At 47.2% G+C, this 14,922-nt stretch carries 3 protein-coding genes, 1 tRNA gene and 2 rRNA genes (1 of these 6 only partly in view); all 6 read left to right on the top strand.

The window, feature by feature from the left end:
* Positions 1–2,460, top strand: a 23S ribosomal RNA gene (locus BBC0178_RS09560) (it extends 349 nt beyond the left edge of the window).
* A gap of 114 nt (positions 2,461–2,574) precedes the next feature.
* Positions 2,575–2,689, top strand: a 5S ribosomal RNA gene (gene rrf / locus BBC0178_RS09555).
* Between the two features lie 246 nt (positions 2,690–2,935).
* Positions 2,936–3,012 (top strand) — tRNA-Met (locus BBC0178_RS09550).
* 502 nt (positions 3,013–3,514) lie between these two features.
* Positions 3,515–5,524, top strand: a complete 2,010-nt coding sequence (locus BBC0178_RS09545) for an ATP-binding protein (protein WP_078040004.1) — start codon at positions 3,515–3,517, stop codon at positions 5,522–5,524.
* Between the two features lie 1,516 nt (positions 5,525–7,040).
* Positions 7,041–11,144: an inverse autotransporter beta domain-containing protein gene (locus tag BBC0178_RS09540; protein ID WP_078040003.1), complete on the top strand. Its 4,104-nt coding sequence runs from the start codon at positions 7,041–7,043 to the stop codon at positions 11,142–11,144.
* 96 nt (positions 11,145–11,240) lie between these two features.
* Positions 11,241–14,321: an autotransporter outer membrane beta-barrel domain-containing protein gene (locus tag BBC0178_RS09535; RefSeq protein ID WP_149867480.1), complete on the top strand. Its 3,081-nt coding sequence runs from the start codon at positions 11,241–11,243 to the stop codon at positions 14,319–14,321.
* Positions 14,322–14,922 lie beyond the last annotated feature (601 nt).

The raw sequence follows: 14,922 nt of genomic DNA, 5'->3' as shown, positions 1-14,922 counted from the left end.
ACGAGTTGGAAAGCTCGACCGAAGAGGGTGACAGTCCCGTACACGTAAATTGATCTTAAGTCCTTGAGTAGGACGGGACACGTGAAATCCTGTCTGAATATGGGTCGACCACGATCCAAGCCTAAGTACTCGTGCATGACCGATAGTGAACCAGTACCGTGAGGGAAAGGTGAAAAGCACCCCGACGAGGGGAGTGAAAGAGAACCTGAAACCGAATGCCTACAAACAGTCGGAGCCCAAGATTAGTTCTGGGTGACGGCGTACCTTTTGTATAATGGGTCAGCGACTTAGTCTAACGAGCAAGCTTAAACCGATAGGTGTAGGCGTAGCGAAAGCGAGTCTGAACAGGGCGTTCAGTTCGTTGGATTAGACCCGAAACCGAGTGATCTAGCCATGAGCAGGCTGAAGGTAAGGTAACACTTACTGGAGGGCCGAACCCATATCTGTTGCAATAGATCGGGATGACTTGTGGCTAGGGGTGAAAGGCCAATCAAACTCGGAAATAGCTGGTTCTCCGCGAAATCTATTTAGGTAGAGCGTTCGTTGAATTCTCCAGGGGGTAGAGCACTGGATGGGCTAGGGGTCCTCGCCGGACTACCAAACCTAACCAAACTACGAATACCTGGAAGAACTGACGAGCAGACACACGGCGGGTGCTAACGTCCGTCGTGGAGAGGGCAACAACCCTGACCACCATCTAAGGTCCCCAAGTTATGGCTAAGTGGGAAAGGATGTGAGGATCCCAAAACAACCAGGATGTTGGCTTAGAAGCAGCCATCATTTAAAGAAAGCGTAACAGCTCACTGGTCTAAGTAAGGGTCTTTGCGCCGAAAATGTAACGGGGCTAAAGCCATACACCGAAGCTGTGGATACGTCGCAAGACGTGTGGTAGCGGAGCGTTCCGTAAGCCTGAGAAGGGATACCCGTGAGGGCTCCTGGAGGTATCGGAAGTGAGAATGCTGACATGAGTAACGATAAAGGGAGTGAGAGACTCCCTCGCCGAAAGTCCAAGGGTTCCTGCTTAAAGTTAATCTGAGCAGGGTTAGTCGGCCCCTAAGGCAAGGCCGAAAGGCGTAGTCGATGGGAACCACGTTAATATTCGTGGACCTGTGGGAAGTGACGGATTGTGTAAATTGTAAGATCTTAATGGATTGGTCTTGCTTTGAAGCAGTCCCGGGAAATAGCTCCCACGTATAGACCGTACCCTAAACCGACACAGGTGGACCGGTAGAGAATACCAAGGCGCTTGAGAGAACTACGTTGAAGGAACTCGGCAAATTGCACGCGTAACTTCGGAAGAAGCGTGACCCTTTAGCGGGCAACCGTTAGGGGGTGGCACAGACCAGGGGGTAGCGACTGTTTACCAAAAACACAGGGCTCTGCGAAGTCGCAAGACGACGTATAGGGTCTGACGCCTGCCCGGTGCTGGAAGGTTAAGAGGAGATGTGAGAGCATTGAATTGAAGCCCCAGTAAACGGCGGCCGTAACTATAACGGTCCTAAGGTAGCGAAATTCCTTGTCGGGTAAGTTCCGACCTGCACGAATGGCGTAACGACTTCCCCGCTGTCTCCAACGTAGACTCAGTGAAATTGAATTCCCCGTGAAGATGCGGGGTTCCTGCGGTTAGACGGAAAGACCCCGTGCACCTTTACTATAGCTTTACACTGGCATTCGTGTCGGCATGTGTAGGATAGGTGGTAGACTTTGAAGCAGGGGCGCCAGCCTTTGTGGAGTCATCCTTGAAATACCACCCTTATTGACATGGATGTCTAACTGCGGCTCGTTAACCGGGTCCAGGACAGTGTATGGTGGGTAGTTTGACTGGGGCGGTCGCCTCCTAAAGAGTAACAGAGGCGCGCGATGGTGGGCTCAGAACGGTCGGAAATCGTTCGTCGAGTGCAATGGCATAAGCCCGCCTGACTGTAAGACTGACAAGTCGAGCAGAGTCGAAAGACGGTCATAGTGATCCGGTGGTTCCACGTGGAAGGGCCATCGCTCAACGGATAAAAGGTACGCCGGGGATAACAGGCTGATGACCCCCAAGAGTCCATATCGACGGGGTTGTTTGGCACCTCGATGTCGACTCATCGCATCCTGGGGCTGGAGCAGGTCCCAAGGGTATGGCTGTTCGCCATTTAAAGCGGTACGTGAGTTGGGTTCAGAACGTCGTGAGACAGTTCGGTCCCTATCTGCCGTGGGTGTAGGAATATTGACAGGATCTGTCCCTAGTACGAGAGGACCGGGATGGACATATCTCTGGTGGACCTGTTGTGGCGCCAGCCGCATAGCAGGGTAGCTATATATGGACGGGATAACCGCTGAAGGCATCTAAGCGGGAAACCCACCTGGAAACGAGTATTCCCTGAGAACCGTGGAAGACGACCACGTTGATAGGTCAGGTGTGGAAGTGTGGTGACACATGGAGCTTACTGATACTAATCGTTCGATTGACTTGATCGTTCCCATTACAAATGTTCATCTTTATATTGCCTTGAGGTTTTGAAAACCGTAGGTGATTGATAAAGAGAGTTAGTTTGAAAAACCAGTTTCTTGAAAATTGTTGCGCTTTGCCGACCTGGTGGTTATAGCGGAGCGGCTGCACCCGATCCCATTCCGAACTCGGCCGTGAAACGCTCCTGCGCTGATGGTACTTTGTCTTAAGACACGGGAGAGTAAGTCGCTGCCAGGTCTGCCAAGTGCAACAATAGCTTCTCTGATCTTTACGATATTTAGCCTCGTGCTTCCTCTTCAATTGTTATATAACGGGCAGGCCACTCTTGAATGGTCTGTTTGAATTGTTATATTGAATTTAGCCAACCGGCTTTTTTAATATTCCGCTATATCGTCTTTCGCCTTATAGCGGTTGTGGTTTTGCGGTCCTGTCCTCCGGGCTCTCTTCGCCCCTTACAGCTTCTCGTAAAGCCCTTATCCTTGGCGCGGGGTGGAGCAGCCCGGTAGCTCGTCAGGCTCATAACCTGAAGGCCGCAGGTTCAAATCCTGCCCCCGCAACCAATAACAACTACTCCTTCCAGATTTATATCCGCATTTGATAACCGCTGCACTTCATGAAGCCTGCGGTTATGATAACATTCAAACGCTCGTGTTTTGATGCGAATGTAATGCGGAGAGGAAATAAAGCGTCTCAATCATAGATCTTGAACGTCAAAATTTATGCGTGCTTGGTCTCACCTCTCACACTTAAGTCTCATCTCCTTACCCCATCAATCTGTTGTCGGCTGTTTACGTCAGTCATATCGCGTAGATATCCGTTCAATAACCTCTCTAAACTTCTTTTTATATTGTTAGATTCGGCATCTAACTTGGAAATCCAAAAGTAAGAAACAAAGTACGGACGTTATATCTAGAAGAGTTATAATAACGGCTAGGGAAAATACGTCCTTTATTGCACTTCGGTGTAATATCTGGTTAGTGTTGAATTCTTTGTTGGGCATTTATTAAAACTCGTTATTTGAAGCTTGTTTTGTAAGGCAAAAAAGAAAATTGGGAGGCGCCAATGACTTCTATGCATGGAGATATTGTCAATCGTGTTAAACGATTGCCAAAGCCGTCACAGGCAGCCGAGGCTCTTCAACCTGTATTCGAGGCGGTGAGCAATTCGCTTCATGCTGTTGAAGATGCTTTTGGTGATCAATATCTGGAACGAGGCAAAATTACCGTCACCATTACAAATGCGCAGTCAGCGGATGATATCGAGATCGTTATTGAGGACAATGGTGTGGGGCTTGAACCTGCGCGATTTGAGGCGTTTTGTACGACAGATACGGACTATAAGATTTCTCGTGGTGGCAAAGGTGTCGGTCGCCTCCTTTGGCTTGATGCTTTTGAAAGCATCAAGGTTGAAAGCATATATCGTGATAAAGAAACTTTGTACCGCCGTTCTTTTACCTTTCATTTAACAAGGCAAGAACAGATTTTGAATGAGAGAATAGAACCCTTGGTAGGTGTAGCTCAAACGGGCACGACCGTGACATTCAAGCGGCTACGCGGAACAGCTTACCGTGACAAGTTTCCTCATAAAACTTCTACAATCATTAAGCACTTTGGCTCGCATTTTTTTGCAGATTTCATTATGGGGCAATCCCCGACCGTCACTGTCGACATAGATGCTAATGTCGTTACATTTCCCGAGGAAATCCTGAAACTTCGAGTTGAGGATCGCGGTATCACTAAGATAGAAAGCAAAGAGTTTGGCACTTTATCTCTCAGGAGTTTCGTTTGTGAGAAAGCAGCGAGTGCCAATTTCGAAGGTTTCCATCAGATGCACTTAGTTGCAAATGGTCGGACAGTTACGACTCGGAAAATTGACGGTTTGATCGGCATTGGCTATTTCGGTCCCAGCCGCTCATACGTATATCATGGCTGTATTACGGGCAATTTCTTGGATGAACGTGTTAATCAGGAGCGAACGCAATTTAATTTCGTAGAAAGCATTATTGAAGAGATTGTGCGTGAGTGTTCCAAAAATGTGCAAAAGAATGCGCTTGGCGAAGAAATTACGCAGTTTAACAATCAACGTCTTGAAACTATGCATGAGTTTATTCAGGAATATCCATCTTTTGCCTTCGAAGATGCGCGGGATCTCTTAGCGAGAACACCGAATAATGCCGTCAAGCCAGAACAATTTGCTCAAGCGTTGATTCCTGTCCGGATCCGGCGAGATAAAGAACGGAATGACAGGATACAGAAGATTGTTTCTCAGCTTGGTGAAAATGATGATGTTCCGGTGAATTTCCAAGAAACAGTTCGTAAAGCGGCCGACGAAATTCGAGCCGAGGAGCAACGGCAACTTACCGAGTATGTGTTGCGACGTAAAACGGTTCTTGATGTAATGGAAGTTTTGACCCGCCGTATACGTGAGCGTGATGTTGGTTCGTTGGATTTTCATTTGGAAGAGACACTCCATCAATTTATTTGTCCAATGAAACTGAGGGGCGACGACCCATCAAAAGTAGAAGTCGCTGACCATGATCTTTGGATTATTGATGAACGGCTGACCTTCACCAAATATTTTGCATCAGATGTATCATTTAAAAAAATTCTTGATAAAGAAGCGAGCAAAAAGCGACCAGATCTTCTCATATACGACCGCTTATACGGACTTCGATCCGAAGGGAATGATCCGTTGCAGCGCGTGATGCTTGTGGAATTCAAACATCCTGGGCGAAAGGACTATGACGAACGGTATTCGCCGATGAACCAGATTAGTGAATACATTACCAAGCTTCAAAAGGGCGAAATTTTAGATTTTAAAGGCGGTCATATACGGGTTGCTTCTGATTGTATTTTTTATTGTTATGTCGTTGCCGATATTGTCGGGAAGCTCGAAATTCAAACGAACGGCTGGCGTACAACAGCAAATGGTCGAGGCCGTATTCAGGAATTGAGCGGAAAATTTCGTGGAATCGTTGAGATAATTGAATGGGCTGATTTACTTAACGATGCCCGTTTGCGAAACCAGGCTTTTATTTCAGCCGCGGGGCTTCGATACGACAAACATACGTAAATACTATTTAAGAAGTTATAAAATCCAAAACACATTAACGAATATGGAAGATAACGATAGCGGCGACGGATATAGTAGAGGAGAATGTATCTGCGTATTCTAACAGGCTTGCCGCTTATAAACTTTTGGTCCTTCGGGAATTCTGTGTGGAGTACATCATTCAATTGAAAGCTTTCGCTAATGAACGCAATCACATCAATAGAGTTGATAATTCAAGTAACGCGCAAAGCGACATATGTACCGTTTTAATGGCAGTTCGAGAGAGCCACGTCATCTCGATCTAGAAGAGCGTGGCGCTTAAATGCCAGAACAGGTGACAATCGAGGTCCGAACTCTGTAAAGAAAGACAAGCCTCGTTAATTAAGATAAAAGATAATTTCAAGCGGCGGTGCATATAGTCGAGAAAAAGCTGTGTTCATGGCGCTGCCGCATTCTCGCAAGGTTTTTACGCCGTGTCATGATTGAAGTTCTCCGACAATCTTTTCCGCTCTTATAGGTACGGTTTTAGGATTTATAGCTGCAAGATTTGACGGTATTATTAAACATTTTGCTATGATGCTGGCGACTTCCAAGCTGCTCTTCCATTTCTCATTCTATCTTTGATTGTCTTTTTTTTTCGCTAATACTATTAAACTATTAACATGTCTTCCGGGGTTTCTCGCAAGGGAAAGATATACGACGATAATAACGAGATTATCTGTTTCAGCCAATAATCAGGGATATACTGCCGTTTTCTTACAATTGGGAGTAAAACTGTCGCGTATTAATATTAAGCCCATACTTCCCAACATTGTATCCCTGACAGACTTTTCCTGAAATTATACTTCCGGAAAGCGGCCTTTCCTTTTTGGGGCTAGGTGTTCAGCAAACGATGTCGAGTTCAGGCAGCATGAGTGGGGTCGGCAAAGAGTACCTCGTCAATGCGCCTTGGATAATGTTGCACCGGCATTCATTATAATAATAACAACAAAGGAAATCAGTTTTGTTGGCGAATGGATGCGTGATAATTAAATTATAGGTTGTGAAATTATAAATAAATTTATGATGTAGTTGGATCTAAAAACATAATTGAATTAATTGTTTAATACTTATCAAAAGAATACATTTATTTTTTGTGTATTATTTATTGGGGGGGGTTGCAAAATCTCAGGAAATCGGTATTTGTTTTTATAAATGCGGGTGATGCTTTTATGTATCTCTAACGTGAAGTTGAACGTTCTTATTAGTTGATGTGTCCAATTATTGGGTTGATGGAATACATCAAGGAGATGGTAAAGTTATGTTTAATTATTTGTTATTACTTAATTTCCCCCCCTCCACCCCGTGACGAATAGTGCGGGGGGTCCGGTTTATACAATTCCGCTGAAGCTTCTGACACCTACCCAGTGAACGAAGTCTTTGGTTTGCACAAATGATCCTGCTTGCATGCCCGCCGAGAGCGGAGTCCAAGGCTCGGTAATCTGCTCTTTCAAAAGAACAAATTAACTTTTCCAGGTTAAGAACTAAAGGGAATACCATGTCTATGCGCAGTAACTTTTTGAGCGTCTTTGTATCAAAGGCTGTGTCGTGGTTGATGATTATCTTCTGCCTATGCTCGTCCTTTCTGGTGTTGACCATGCCAACGCAGGCTGCGCAAAGAAACTCGGGAGGTGAACGCTATGCCGCTGATAACAGCCTATTCGGGCAGGCGGGCAATGGTGCAAGCGCCTCGCTTGATGGCTATGGCACGCCGGTGATGACACGCGGCTATGTGCTGGTGTCCGGCGATACGCTTGATAGTGTTGCCAAGCGCTATAATCTGAGTGTTGAAGGATTGCGCCGTCTCAATCAGGATCGCTTCTTCAAGAACGGTTTTGATCAGGTAAAGGCGGGTGATATAGTCTATGTACCCGTGGCGCCCGTGTCGGATGAGATGGCACGCTATCTGGAAGGCGATGCATCACAGAATGGTGCCATCACATCGCTTGCCACGCAGGCAAGCAACTTTCTCTCCAATGGTGGCCATAGCAGCGAACTTCAATCCATGGCAACCGGATATTTTGCGGGTAAGGCCAATAGCGAGATCAATCGCTGGTTCAACCAGTTCGGCACGTCCCGTATCCAGTTGAATGTTGATGATGGCTTTTCATTAAAGAATTCGCAATTCGAGATGTTGTTGCCGGTTTATGACAAAGGCAACAGTCTTGCTTTTACACAAACCTCCATTCATCGCACGGATGATCGCACCCAGAGCAATCTGGGTTTTGGCTATCGTTATTTCACGCAGAATTATATGTTGGGCGGCAATGCGTTTTGGGATTATGACATTTCCCGTTCGCATTCGCGTATGGGAGTTGGTGTCGAATATTGGCGCGATTATCTCAAATTGGGCATGAATGCCTATTACCGACTATCGGATTGGCGAACCTCTCATGATGTGGATGACTATTATGAACGTCCGGCCAATGGCTGGGATATTCGTGCGGAAGGTTATCTGCCATCCTATCCGAAGCTTGGAATGAAGCTGAACTTCGAGCAATATTATGGCAACGAGGTCGGGCTTTTTGGAAAGAACGAACGGCAGAAGAACCCTTATGCGGTTACTTTCGGAGCCAATTATACACCGGTACCGCTTGTGACATTCAATGTAGATCACCGGCAAGGTGCAAGTGGCAAGGATGATACACGTTTAGGCTTTCAGGTCAATTATCGTTTTGGTGTTCCGCTGTCCAAGCAGCTTGATCCTGATGCAGTCGGGGATATGCGCACACTTGCGGGAAGCAGATATGATCTGGTTGACCGTAACAACAACATTGTTCTTGAGTATAAGAAGAAGGAATTTATCAACCTTTATATGGTTGGCGGCATTACCGGCTTTTATAACGAAAGTTATTCGCTTGGTATAACGGTTAAATCCAAGTATGAAGTGGCAAGCGTCAATGTGATGGCAGCAGCCCTGATCGCAGCAGGCGGCAAGATTGTTCAGGGAAGCGGTGTCAACGATTACTCTGTGGTTCTTCCACCCTATCAGTGGGGTGGTAATAATAGCTATGTCGTCAATGCCGTTGCAACGGATGTCAAAGGCAACACCTCGAAAGAGGCAACGACAACCGTGACAGTCGAGGCCCCGGGATTTGACGATGCCAACAGCACATTCACAGCCTCGCCAACCTCAATCGTCGCAAACAATATCGAAACCTCGACATTGACATTTACGGCCAAGGACACCAATGGTAACCCGATCACCGGTATCAAGGACAAGCTTGTCTTTGATGTTGTGATCAAGGGCGGTTCCGCTCCTGAAAGCGGCAAGGTGACGGTGTCTGCAATTGCCGAGACCGAAAGCGGTGTCTATACGGCAACTCTCAAAGGCACGCTTGCCAATGTCTATACGATAACGCCGAAATTCAATAACAAAGCTGTCGGCAACCTCTCAGCCGAAGTGACATTGACCGGGAACATTGAATTGGTTCTTGCCTGGGAAAACGGTATCACATCGGCCACGGTGGATGAGCAGCCAACATTCTCGGTTGTTGTGCGTGACAAGGACTCCGGCACATTCGTTCCAAACAAAACTGTCACATTCACTTTGAGTTCAAATGGAGGCGGCAAACCGTCAATCTATCCAAGCACGGTAACAAGCGGTACCGATGGCACAATAACACAAGCGCCGGCCGTGTCTGATCATAAGGCTGAAACTGTGACTGTTACAGGACAGATATCAGGAACAAATGTTACTGCCAGTTTAAGTATTCCGTTTATTGCGGGAGAGATGAACGCAAATACAAGTACGATTAAAGCTGATCCCCCTAGGATTTTGGCAAATGGTTCCACCACCTCAACGATCATTTATGAGCCAAAGGATCGTTATGGGAATCCTATCACCAGCATTGATGCGAGCATCATCAAAAGTGTTATTATTGGAATAGACGAGAGTGGCATCAAAATTGATAGCTGGTCGCTTGTCGATAATCATTATGAAGCAATTTTGACGTCCGGACAAAAAACCGGCGATATCAAGGTGATACCAGTGATTAATGAAAAGGATGGTATTGCCCGTACGAGCAACAATATTCTCAACCTCTATGCAGGAGACATTGACGCTAGCAAAGGTGAGATCAAAGCGATTCCAAACGAGATTGTAGCAAATGGACATTCAACAAGTCGTATCGAGTTTAGACCACGCGATGCAGCGGGCAACTTCATTGCGACGTTGGATACTACAAAGATCAGCCAAAAGATTACCGCTCAAGAAGTCGACGGATCTTTAGACATGAAGATGTCCGCCTGGTCCTATGATCGTGGTGCGGGTGCCTATGTCAGCACGTTAACATCAGGTACGACGAAAGGTGTTATCAACATCATGCCCACGGTCAACGGTGCAGATGCCGCTACGATAGGTGTAACGGGAACATTGAAGCTTGTTGGGAATTCCGGATCGAACATCAATATCACAATTGCCAATACCGATACTGCGATAGCCGATGGTGTCGAGACCAATACTATTATCATCACTTTAACCGATGACTTCGGAACACCATTGCCTGATAGAAATCTCACAGTAATCCCTTCCAATAGTGAGCTTTCAATCAATGGTACACCGGGCAACGTAGACTTTACGACAGATGCCGATGGCAAGGTCAGTCTTACAATGGCATCGACCTATGCATCATGGCTTGGCAGTAATGGATTTACGGTCAACTCCGGAGGCTTCAGTGCTCAAGGGCAGACATCGTTCAGCCTCTATGTCGACCAGGATACGTCGTTGGTCAGTCTGGATAAAGATATACTTTACAATGATGGCATAGACCAGTTGACCGCAACTTATAAGCCTCTTGACAAAAAAGGACGGGCTATTCCTGAGGACCAGTTAAACGTTACTTTCTCGACAACTGACCTCGGATCAACACAGGTCATCAAGCAAAATGGCTTTGTGGCAACCGTAAGCTCACAAAGCAGCCCGTCTGACTATAAACTTTCTACCACGATGACTAATTATAACCATGGCTGGCAGCCTACCCCTGTCGATTATAAAATCCTACCGACATCAGGTGTTTTGCTGGCAATTCTGGACGTCTCGCCGAAACTATGTGGTACTACATCGAACTCGATTGAAGATGGAATGCCATTCAGTTACTGCACAGAAACGCCGGACGTTGACTACTATCATTCAGGTCTTGGGTTCATTATTGAACTGATATACGCAAACCCTTTATGGGATAAGGAGATAACGTTACACTCATCAACGGTTGATGGCGCTATTAACGTTCAATCTAAAGATGGAAACAGGACGCAAAACTGTTCGGTTCCGGTATCGGTTCCTCACTCGTGGATGAATGATTTCGGGAATAGTGACCACAACCTTGATCTATCATTCAAAAACACAGGCGTTATAGATACCGTCAGCGCGTACGGTTTTCGCAAGCCAAACGGTGGCGGCGGTGTAGGCGCATGTGATATCATTGTCTCTACATCTAACTACTCCCCTTTGAAACCTGATCTGGTAGGAACTGGCAACGTTCTGTTTGAAGCCTACACGGCGAACCCAAAATCCACCACTTCTTTCAAGGTTCCATTGACAGGTAAGCGTATGGATGTCGGCAAGCTGCCGGCAATTAGGGTCAATATCTATGCTAATTAACGGTTGAAAAAGTGAGCCAAAATACCTTAAGTAGAATAACCAATTCGGGTTCGTGCATTTCAGGACTTTCGATTTATCCGTTACAGGATTGTATAGATGTCTAACTCTTCGATCAGAAAAGCCATCTGGGCAAACGGGGTATCCGTTTGCACTCTTGTTGCGTCATTGTTTTACAGCAGTACATCTTTAGCAGAAACGTTAGTTTTTGACGGAAACAACATTTCTATTTTGCAACTGGATCCTACAGGTAACGGCGGCACTTATAAAAGTCTTTATTCAACCGATATTTATAGTGACAATGTGGTTACTGTTGATGGTGGCACGGGCGGAGCAGGACAGGCCGCTTGGACAACAACCGGAACAATCAACGCACCTTACATTATTTATGGCGGTGTAGATGTCCAGTTGAACCGAGGCATGGGAGAAGGTGTTACGGCGGCTGATATCTCGAACAATCAAATTTCGATCAGCAATGTCCGGTATAATTGGTCAGGCCAATCCGCTGCCAATGGAGGCTTGGGAACCGATGTGACCAATGGAGGGAGTGCGGGCGGCGGGTCTGTTTTCGGTGGTTTGAGTAGTGGCGGCGCTGGTAGTCAAGGTATAACCGGTGGCGGTAGTGGTGGAAATGGCGGGGCTGTAAACGGTAACGCAGTAAAACTTTCAAATGTCGATTTGAAAGGTGGTAACGGTGGAAACGGTATTGCTGGCGGCGGCGTAACCGGTGCGCTTAGTGGTGGAATAGGTGGTATGGGCGGCGCCTCTATTTTTGGGGGCTTGAGTATGGGCGGCTCGGCTGGTACAGCCGAAAATGGCGGAGAAGGCGGTTCGGCTAGTAAAAACCACGTAACATTAATAGATGTAACCTTGACAGGGGGAGCAGGCGGTATTGGCGGTCAGGGCATGAATGGCAATGTTGGCGGTGGTGTCGGCGGCATGGGGGGCGGTTCGGTCTATGGCGGCTTGAGCATTGGCGGGGCTGATGCCGGATTCATACCTGATCACATAGGCGGATACAATGTCGGGGGCAATGTCAGCAGTAACCGGGTCGCACTGACAAATGTTACTTTGATTGGAGCTGCAGGGGGAGATGGCGGTGGAAGTAATGCCGGCGGCGGGGGTGCCGGTGGTATGGGCGGTGGCTCGGTTTTTGGAGGACTGAGCATTGGCGGTGCGGCAGGCTACCAGGTGGTCGGTATGGGTACGGGTGGTGCAGGCGGCAGTGTCAGTGAAAACACAATTACATTGACGAACGTTATTCTAAAGGGCGCAGATGGCGGAAAAGGCGGCTCGGGGTTACCAGATATGGGTGGACTTGGGCATGATGGTATTGAGGGCGGAAGTGTTTTTGGCGGTGTAAGTATCGGAGGAGCTAGCGGCGACGGTGAGGGAGGAAGCGGAGGAAATGTAAGCGATAACACGGTTACCATAACCGGAAAATCGTTAATTTGGGGCGATGTCTATGGCGGCTATAGTATTGGCGGTGCAACGGATTCCGGTACTACCGGATCTGGTGGCGCAGCTACCGGCAATACGATTACGTTGGAAGGTGCCGACATCAAAATTGGTGCGCGTGATGATGATGGCAATGTGACGACCTACGGCTCAATCTGGGGGGGGCGGAGTGTCTATGGCGACGGATCGGACAATACCGACTTCGATACAGTTATTAAAGGTAACACACTTAATCTCATCGGTTATCGCGGAACTGTTTCTGGTATCTACAATTTCGAGACCTATAACTGGACATTGCCAAGTGACGTGAAGAATGGCGATGTGCTTGTGACAATTGCCAATGGCGGCACTGCCGTTGATTTGACCGATACCAAACATACCATTGCCATGGTCAATGATGGCAGCCGTCTGAAGGGCGGTGATAGGGTTACCATGATCGATAAGACGACAGGTAGCCTTGCCTCACAGAATTATACCATCAGGCAGGGGAGCTTCATTGTCTATGATGCGACATTGGCACAGCAAAACACAGGCAATATTGCATTGGTATTGACTATTAATAATAATGACAATGACATACCGGGCGGTGGCGGCAATAGCGGTGACAGCAATAGCGGCGCCGGCAATAGCGGTGGCGGCGGTGATGATATTGATAATGATGGTAACAGTGGTAATGGAGGCGGTGGTTCAGCTGCCAAGATCAATCCGCAATCGAAATCTTATTCGGAAGGCCGTGCGGCAGCCCTTGGCTTTGTCAATCAGGGGAGTGACCTGATAGCAACAGCCGGTATAGACCATATTCGCATCATGGTGCGTGCCAATGAGGATAATTTCAACCGTCCGGCTTTCATACCGTTCATGATCGCCAATGGTTCATCGCAACGTTATAAGACAGGCAGTCATGTGGATATAGACGGCTTCAATATGGCGGTCGGTCTTGCCACAGGCTTCGATTTTGCAACAGGCCACAAGGCCACTATGGGGACCTTCTTTGAATATGGCCGTGGCACCTATGATACCTATAACAGCTTTACCGACTTTGCCTCTGTGCATGGTGATGGCGATAGCAACTATAAGGGCGGCGGCATCTTCGGTCGTATCGACTTTGCAGGAACCGGTCTTGGCCGTGTGCGCCAGCTTGCCGCCGATCAGGCTGATGGTCTTTATGTGGAAGCCTCGCTTCGTGCCGGTCGCGCCAAGAGTGAATTCGATGTCGGGCGCAATGCCAATCTATTTGGTAACTTCACCGGTGTCTATCGTGGTTCTTATGATAGCTCGGTGACCTATTATGGCGGGCATGTTGCCGGTGGCTATGTGTTCAACGTCAATGAAAGACAGGCGCTTGATGTCTTTGGTCGTTATTTATGGACGCATATGGATAGTGATGATGTTTCTGTCGCCAATGAGCCGCTTCACTTTGACAGCTCGACGAGTTCACGCATTCAACTTGGTGGTCGTTATGCTTATGCCTATAGCGAACAATTCAAGCCTTACATTGGTGCGGCCTATGAATACGAGTTTGATGGCGAGGTGACGGCGAAGGCCTATGAGTTCAATCTCGACCGTCCATCGTTAGAGGGCAGCACTGGTATTTTCGAGGCTGGTTTCAGCCTTCAACCGGTTGCCAGCAACAAGGCCTTGAGCATTGATGTCAACGGTCAGGGCTACGCCGGACAACGCCAAGGCGGCGGTGGCGGCATCAAGCTCAAATACCAGTTCTGATCGCTATCGTGGTATGGATGTGAACAGGTGTCAGAGTGTTTGCAAACATTTTATAAGGCTCGCGAAGGCTGGACTTGCAAACAAAGAAGAACTCCTGAAGGCAAGATGTTTCCAATTTGAAAAGTTTTCTGGCTTATCGGGGCGATTGCCTTCAGATTTTTCTAACCTTCCGACAATGGATGGGCGTAAAAAGGCTCCAAGATAACGATTGAAGATATGGTTGCTTATTTGCTTTTGTGAAACAAGCTTGTTTTAAAGTGGCTGGATTTTGATTGAAAAGGCCAACCTATCGATTTTCATGAAACGGGATTTAAATAAAATCAGTTTCACTGAAAGATTCTACACCGACCAAGAGAACGTACCGCTTGGAACGTTAATCACGCAGTTGAATAATGCCAAAATAGAGATAATCGATCGAGACCGATCTTTACGATATTTAGCCCCTTGCTTCCTCTTCAATTGTTGTTTAACGGGCAGACCATTCTTGATTGGTTTGCTTGAATTGTTATAACGAAATCAGCCACTTGGCTCGTTCTTATCCCGTTACATCCATCTTTAACGTAACTCTAACATTTACAGTTCTCGATCCGGTGGCCTTGTC

Origin of the sequence: Ditibartonella apihabitans, assembly GCF_002007485.1 — a bacterium.
Classification (GTDB): domain Bacteria; phylum Pseudomonadota; class Alphaproteobacteria; order Rhizobiales; family Rhizobiaceae; genus Bartonella; species Bartonella apihabitans.
This window is presented reverse-complemented; position numbering and strand designations above follow the sequence as displayed.